11 protein-coding genes are annotated in these 7061 nt (G+C 50.6%); all 11 read left to right on the forward strand.

Features of this window, described 5'->3' with window-relative positions:
- The first annotated feature begins 36 nt into the window (after positions 1–36).
- A complete protein-coding gene (locus SD53_RS17795) occupies positions 37–498 on the forward strand; it encodes a head completion/stabilization protein (protein WP_046521547.1) in 462 nt (153 codons plus the stop codon).
- The gene (locus tag SD53_RS17800; protein WP_046521548.1) at positions 495–983 is read left to right on the forward strand and encodes a phage tail protein; all 489 of its coding nucleotides are present in this window, start codon (positions 495–497) and stop codon (positions 981–983) included. The genes SD53_RS17795 and SD53_RS17800 overlap by 4 nt, the downstream gene beginning before the upstream one ends.
- Entirely contained in the window at positions 980–1639 is a 660-nt protein-coding gene (locus tag SD53_RS17805) for a hypothetical protein (RefSeq protein WP_046521549.1), read from the forward strand. Before SD53_RS17800 ends, SD53_RS17805 begins: the two co-directional genes overlap by 4 nt.
- 2 nt (positions 1640–1641) lie before the next feature.
- On the forward strand, positions 1642–2745 hold the full coding sequence (locus SD53_RS17810; RefSeq protein WP_046521550.1) for a DUF2586 domain-containing protein: 1104 nt from the start codon (positions 1642–1644) through the stop codon (positions 2743–2745).
- Positions 2746–2760: 15 nt separating this feature from the next.
- On the forward strand, positions 2761–3210 hold the full coding sequence (locus SD53_RS17815) for a phage protein (protein WP_046521551.1): 450 nt from the start codon (positions 2761–2763) through the stop codon (positions 3208–3210).
- Between the two features lie 154 nt (positions 3211–3364).
- The gene (locus SD53_RS17820; RefSeq protein WP_046521552.1) at positions 3365–3913 is read left to right on the forward strand and encodes a pesticin C-terminus-like muramidase; all 549 of its coding nucleotides are present in this window, start codon (positions 3365–3367) and stop codon (positions 3911–3913) included.
- Positions 3910–4464, forward strand: a complete 555-nt coding sequence (locus SD53_RS17825; protein WP_046521553.1) for a hypothetical protein — start codon at positions 3910–3912, stop codon at positions 4462–4464. Before SD53_RS17820 ends, SD53_RS17825 begins: the two co-directional genes overlap by 4 nt.
- Positions 4455–4724, forward strand: coding sequence for a hypothetical protein (locus SD53_RS17830; protein WP_046521554.1), 270 nt, complete (start codon positions 4455–4457; stop codon positions 4722–4724). The genes SD53_RS17825 and SD53_RS17830 overlap by 10 nt, the downstream gene beginning before the upstream one ends.
- Positions 4721–4987, forward strand: a complete 267-nt coding sequence (locus tag SD53_RS17835) for a putative phage tail assembly chaperone (protein WP_046521555.1) — start codon at positions 4721–4723, stop codon at positions 4985–4987. Before SD53_RS17830 ends, SD53_RS17835 begins: the two co-directional genes overlap by 4 nt.
- 41 nt (positions 4988–5028) lie before the next feature.
- Positions 5029–5172 carry a DUF6890 family protein gene (locus tag SD53_RS19105; protein WP_436197681.1) on the forward strand — a complete coding sequence of 48 codons (144 nt, stop codon included), beginning with the start codon at positions 5029–5031 and terminating at the stop codon, positions 5170–5172.
- 82 nt (positions 5173–5254) lie between these two features.
- On the forward strand, positions 5255–7061 hold a 1807-nt coding region (locus tag SD53_RS17840; RefSeq protein WP_206539975.1), incomplete at its 3' end, for a phage tail tape measure protein.

A 7061-nucleotide genomic window follows, 5' to 3' on the forward strand; every position in this document is an offset into this window, starting at 1 on the left:
GAACCTAATTCAACGAGTGAGGCAGAAGGTACAGTTATGAGCGGTTTCGGTTTTCAATCACCAGCACAGGAAAGCATCGTTATAGATGCCGGTAGCGGCTGGCCGGAACTGTCAACGGCAGAATTTCGCAAGCACCGCCGAATTCCAGAAATCTTTGAAGAGGCAGCACTTGCCGACTCACTCAACAGAAGCGTGGCTGAAATTCAGCAGCAACTGATCAGTTTTGCACTACAGGCAAGCAATGACACGGACGTCCCTTTTACCCTGGGCGAAAGCTTGGCACCTAATTTTAGTGTGCAGCAAATTAGCATTTACCGGGGCGCTGTGTATGCACGTTCCCACGCCGATTTGCTGGGTTATTTTTCTGCTGTCGACCAAAAAGAGGCAGGAAACAACAAGGCACAAGATACACCGCAGCAGGACGCAATACTTGCCCAGTCCAACCGCTCAGTGCGGTTGCTGCTGGGCCTTGGCCGTGTGGGGGTACATTCAGCATGAGCCAGACCGTTACACAACTTCAACAAGTTACCGCCTTTTTACTGGCCAGCCTGAAGCCTTACGTTACGGCTAACACCATAGACGCATGGCAAGAAGGCGGCAGCCTGATTTTAAGCGGGGAAGACCTTGGCACTGGTGGCTATCAGGTAGCGAAGTGGAAGCACCGCGCCACCATAGCGTTTGAAAAATTCCCGCATCACCGGGTTAATCCTTACAACCTGCTTGCCATGCTGGCGGCGTTTTTAATAGATAGCGGCTGGCCGCGTGACGAATACCAGTTAAGCGATCCAGAGCTGGATATCGACCCAGTGAGCAAAGACAACGCCACGGTGCTGATAGAACTGGAACTGATGGACGATATCGACCTGATCCCGGATGCAGCAGGGCCAGTGATGTTTAACGGCCAGCGCTATCGTGTGGCATTGGTGCCGGTGAATGTAGCCGAAGAAGTGGACGTGCAAACGCAGCCAGGCGGTGCGTCATGAGCCTGATCATAAAGCCAAACAAGCAACAGGCCTTAAACGCCAGCATGCAATTGGCGCTGTTAAAAATGCCAGCCAATAAGCGCACCCGCATTTTAAAAACGCTGGGCCGTTACGAAAAAGCCTTAGCCAGAAAACGCATCAGCAGCCAAACCACAGTGGAAGGCACCGCATTTAAACCCAGAGCCAACGGCAAGAAAGGCCGCATGCTGAAGAACGTGGCAAAAACATTAGAGCCCTATGTCAAGGGCGCCAACCTGTTAGAGCTAAAGCACAAAGCCACCTTAACGGGCCGAATTGCTGCACTGCATCAAGAAGGCGGCCGCGAACGCATGACAGCCAGCCGCATGGCCAGAATTCACGGCGCGCCAGACTACGACGCACCCTGCAGCCGCAGCATGGCAAAAGCATTAGTGGCCGAAGGCTACAAAGTGCGTAAGGCCAAAGGCAAAGGCTACCGCAAAGCCACCATCAGTGAAATAAGCGACACCTTAAGTCAGGGGCAGGCGGGTTTAATACTGCGCGAACTTAGGGGCAACCAGAACAAGAAAAGCTGGGATATCCCAGTAGACGGCCGTCCGTTCCTTGGCGATACCACGCCAAACGTGCAGCGCCAGTTAATTAGCATCATTGAAAAAATCAACCAGAAAAGGGGCTGAAAATGTCACTAGGTAAAGTACAGGTAAATAATCTCAATCAAGGCCAGGGTGACATTCGGGCCATTGAACGCCACTTCTTATTTGTCGGCCGCGCCGGTAAACCAGAAGAGGAAAGCCAGCTTTTTAGCGTAGGCGACAAAACGGATCTGGAAGATAACTTCGCCGCCAGTAACTTGCGTACTCAGCTCATTGCAGCACAGTTAAACGCCGGTCAAAACTGGACAGCCGCAGTCTACCCACTGGCCGCAGATGAAGACGTTTTCGACGCCATTACCGCAGCGAACGAAGTACAAAGCTTTGAAATGGTGGTGTTCTGCGACTTAAGCACTTTGGCAGTCGATATCACATCAAAGTACGACTATCTGGAAAGCCTCAAAGCTTCCCACGGCCGCTTTGTGTCGGGCCTTGTTGCGTTGCCTGGTATTGATGATGCAACCCAAACATGGGCCCAGTACGAAGCCGCAATGGTTGCACTGCAAAACGGCATTGCCGCGCCTTTAGTGGTGCCAGTGCAGCAACTGCATGGCAACAACATCGGCGTGTTAGCAGGCCGCCTCTGTAACCGTTCTGTCAGTATTGCCGACAGCCCTATGCGTGTTGCTACAGGTCCGGTCATGGGCTTAGGCCCTGCACCAGTGGACAGCGCCGATAAACCGCTGACACTCGCCACACTGGAAACCTTAGCTAATACCCGTTTTAGCGTGCCGCAGTGGTATCCGGATTTAGAAGGCGTGTACTGGAGCGACGGCACCACGCTGGACGAAAACGGCGGTGACTATCAATACATTGAGCATTTGCGCCCAGTGCATAAGGCCAGCCGAGAAGTGCGTATTTTGGCAATCCGCCGCATTGCTAACCGCCAGCTTAATTCCACACCTGCCAGCATTGAAGTAAACAAAGCCTATTTCATGAAGCCACTGCGCAATATGAGCAAAAGTACAGTGATAGCGGGTGTCCAGTTCCCAGGCGATATTCAGCCGCCGCAGGATGGGGACATCACCATTGAGTGGACCAGCAACAAGGCTGTGGTCATTTACATGGTGATCAGGCCTTACAACTCACCGAAAGAAATTACCGTCAACATTCTGCTGGATTTAAACAGCTAACAAGGGGCAGCAGCTATGCGCTTATCAGGAATGAATTTTAACGTCAACTTGGGCGACATCATGATCCACGTTGACACCGCCACCCTGTCAATCACCGACAACAGCGCACCAAGCCAAACCTCTGGCGTGCCAGACGGTTACGTCGACGGTGATGTCTCGGCCAATGGCGAGCTTAACGTAAACGCCAGCCAGTTTTCGCTGATCTCAGACGCAGCAAAAGCAGCGGGTGCATGGCGAGCCATGGAAACGTTCGACATCATGTTTTACGCCAAAACAGCCAAAGATGAAATGAAAGTAGAGGCCTTCGGCTGCCGCATCAAGCTGTCGGACATTCTGGACATAGACAAAAAAGGCGGCCAAGCCAGCCTGTTCAAAATCCCGTTTGACGTCACCAGCCCGGACTTTGTGCATATCAACGGTGTGCCATACCTGCGGCCGGAAGAAATAGAAAATATTAAGCAGTAACGCTGAAGCACAGTCAGCCTTGACTGTGCCACCAGGTTAAAACGTGACAGTCCGGATTAAGAAAGACGTGACTGCACCAGGACAAACAAACGTGACCGAGCTGGCCGCAAAAGTGACCAGCAGGCACTTAAAAAGTGTGACAAGGCAGTAAGTAATGACAACAGTAAATTTTGGCTTTATTTCGGAATTAGAAGGCGGCCCAGCATTAAAGGGCTATGTGCCTGATCCGAAAAATTCAAACTCAGGCGTAACAATCGCCACTGGTTTTGATATCGGCCAACGTTCACTGAACGAGCTTTACAAACTGTTCTCACCAGAATTAGCAAAAAAATTAGCGCCATATTACGGCCTGAAAAAACAAAAGGCTGTTGCAGCACTGCAAAAAACGCCACTGCGGATCACAGCAGAACAAGCTGAGGAAATCGACAAAGTAACGAAAAGCCAGTTACTGAACCAATTAGCCCAGCGCTACAGCACAGCGGCAAAAGCGCCATTTGCTGATCTGCCTGAGTGCATGCAAACCGTTATTGCATCAGTGGCATTTCAGTACGGCGACTTAAGCAAAAAGTGCCCTAAATTCTGGCTGGCAGCTACCAGCGCAGACATTAAAGCAATGGCAAACGAACTGAATAACTTTGGTGATCGTTACCCAACGCGCCGCCGCCGTGAAGTCGACTATTTACTCAAAGGTGAAGCCGTATGAACTGGAAAGACATAGCAAGCACAGTCGGCGGCATAGCTGGCGCAGTAGCCCCGTTATTAACTGGCCCTGTTGGTTTAGCGGTCAGCATTGGCAGCCAAATCGCTGGCGCACTGGGCACAGAAAACACACCTGAAGCCGTGGCAGCAGCACTGAAAAACGACCCAAACGCTGCCTTAAAGCTGCAGGAGTGGGCCCACGAAGAACGCGAACAAATACGCAACAACCATGTGCAGCTTCAGGAGATTGAGCTGGATCGGGAAAAGGCATTACTTTTTGACCGCCAACACTCAAGAGTGCAGCACAAAGACCACTGGATGCCAGCGGTGCTTACACTGGCATTGCTGGCAATGTTGTTCGTTCAAATGATGATGCTGTTTTTTCTGCCAATTCCGGCAGACAACAGAGATTTGATTGTGTACCTGCTGGGTAACTACCTGCCGTTTGTAGCGGCTGCGGTGTACTACTGGGTTAGCTCAACCAAAGACGCAAAAGACCGAGAAAAATTACTAAGCGGAACAGGCCAACAACAGGGGCAGCAGCCATGGAAGTAAAACCAGATGTAAGCAACTGGATCTTAGTATTTATCGGATTTATTGGGCTGGCTCTGACCATCATTGTACCAATGGTAGCCAGCATCTACAGGGCACAAAAGGCCACGGATAAAGACTTGAGCAAACACCAAATTCACGTTGCTGAAACCTATGCAACCAAGCACGACATTCGCGAGCTGGGTGAACGTATGGAACGGCAGATGAAAGACGGCTTTGAAAATTTAAAACAACTATTAACCAGAAATAAGGACGCAGCATGAAACAAGTAATCACTTTAGGCATCGGCACCACAGACTTTGCTTTCAACGTTACAGCGCAGGACCACAACGACTTTGTGGACGCAGCCGCCCGCGGTGGCTCTATGACCGCAGCAGCCAAAAATTTTGTGGTTCGGGTAATAGACCCAGCTCAAAAAGAAGACTTTAAAAAGCTGTTAGACAGTTCACCAGGTGCAGAGCTGCAAATTGCCGGAGCCCTTAAAGAAGAGTTTTCGCCAGTACTGGAAATCACTGTAAAAAAATAAATGGGCTGATCGAGTCTATCGACTCGAATCAGCTTGAGCAGATGTTCATTTTGCGGCGGCATCTGCTGCCGCATGAAGACGATAGCGAACAAAGTTTGGCCCGTGCGTCGTGGCTGATGAAGCGCCGTAATGAAGACCTTGAAGCCATTGTCAACAACGCCATATGCAAGGCGTTTGGTGGTTAGTAAGGCGAAGTAAAAAGCAAAAACGCGCTGCAGTATCGTCACCAATGACTACGCTGGCCAGCGCAATAGCGAAAGGGCGAAAATGAGCTTACCAGCACCGCTAATGTTCACAGTGGGTTTGATAGACCAGATAACGAAGCCGATTGCTAAAATCAGCGGCCAGTTAAATGGGTTATCAGCCAACTACCAAACCGGAACCATGCAAATGGCGTCCGGTATTGGCGGCGTTGTGGCCAGTGGTTACGCTCTTCAAAATGCCCTGATGCCAGCAATTGAAATGAGCCGAGCCTTAGGTGAAGTGAAATCGCTGGGTGTGCAGGAAAGCGCACTTAAAAAGCTGTCGCAAAGCTCGTACCAATACGCCCTGCAATATGGCGAATCGGCCACTGAGTTTGTGCGGTCCAGCTACGACATTCAATCCGCCATTGCCGGGTTAAGTGACACCGACTTATCACGGTTCACTATGGCGTCTAACGTGTTGGCCAAAGGAACCAAGTCAGACGCCGCAACCATCACCAGCTACATGGGCACCATGTACGGCATCTTTAAAAACGACGCTATGCAAATGGGTGAGGGCGCCTGGGTTGAGCGTTTAACAGGCATGACAGCAACAGCGGTGCAGGCCTTTAAAACCGACGGTAAAAAAATGGCAGACGCCTTCGGTGCCTTGGGTGCTTCGGCTGGTCTTGCACCACTTGAAGAACAAATGGCGATCATGGGCACATTGCAGGCCACTATGCAGGGCAGTGAGTCGGCCACCAAATACAAAGCGTTTTTAGCAGGTGTGGGCAAAGCACAGAAGGCGCTTAACCTGCAGTTCTCAGACGCTAACGGCAACATGCTGCCAATTGTAGACATCCTGAACAAAATTAAAGGCAAATATGGCGACGTGATAAGCGTTGCCGAAAGTGACGCATTAGCCACGGCTTTTGGCTCACAAGAAGCGGTTAGCCTGGTTAAGTTGCTGATGAACGATATCAACGGTCTAAGCGGTTCAATCAACACGCTTGGCCAGGTCAGCGGCATGGAGCAAGCCACAAAAATGGCCGCTGCCATGACTGACCAAAGCGAAAGGCTAAGCCAAAGCTGGTACGTGATCAGGGCTGCCATAGGTGCGGCAGTCCTGCCAGCATTTAACAGCTTTGTCGGAAAAGTTGCCGACATGGGCACTTCAGTGATCTGGTTTACCGATATGTTCCCGAACATAACCCGCTGGCTAGGCTATATCGCCGTTGGTTTTATGGTGGCAGTTGCCGCAGGTGGTTTATTCACCCTGATGATGGGCGCCGGAAAAATGGCAATGACAACATGGGGCTTAGGCGTCATGTTATGGACCAGCGCAGGCGCGCTATTCACCAGCGGTTTAACTGCAATGCGTGGCGTAATGCTGGCGTTAAATATAGCCATGTACGCCAACCCAATTGGTCTGATTGTGGCAGGCATAGCCGCGGCCGTGGTAGCAGTGGGCGCCATTATTTACTACTGGGACGAACTAAAAGCCACGATGTCAGAGTGGGGCTGGTTAACCGCCTTAGGCGGAATGTTCAGCGCAGTTTGGGAAGGTATTAGAAGCGTATTCACTTCAACCATAGATTGGATCATCAAAAAGCTGAACATGATTCCAGGTGTAGACATTAAAACCAATGTAGAACCTTTCGATATTCCAAAAGTGGACACTATAGCGCCAGTGAATAGCGCCAGCTTTGGTATGGAAAATACTAAGGGAATGACACAGGTTCAGCAAGGTCAAGCCAACGCAGGAATGCCAAAAGTTGAAGTCATAGCGCCAGTACAAAACCAAAACTTTGGTGCAGAAAAAGTAAATAACATTGTGCCGTTTCAGCAGGACCAAGCACGTGCAGGAGTGCCAAAAGTTGAAGTCATAGCGC

It is taken from the genome of Rheinheimera mesophila, assembly GCF_000986865.1.
Lineage (GTDB): Bacteria > Pseudomonadota > Gammaproteobacteria > Enterobacterales > Alteromonadaceae > Pararheinheimera > Pararheinheimera mesophila.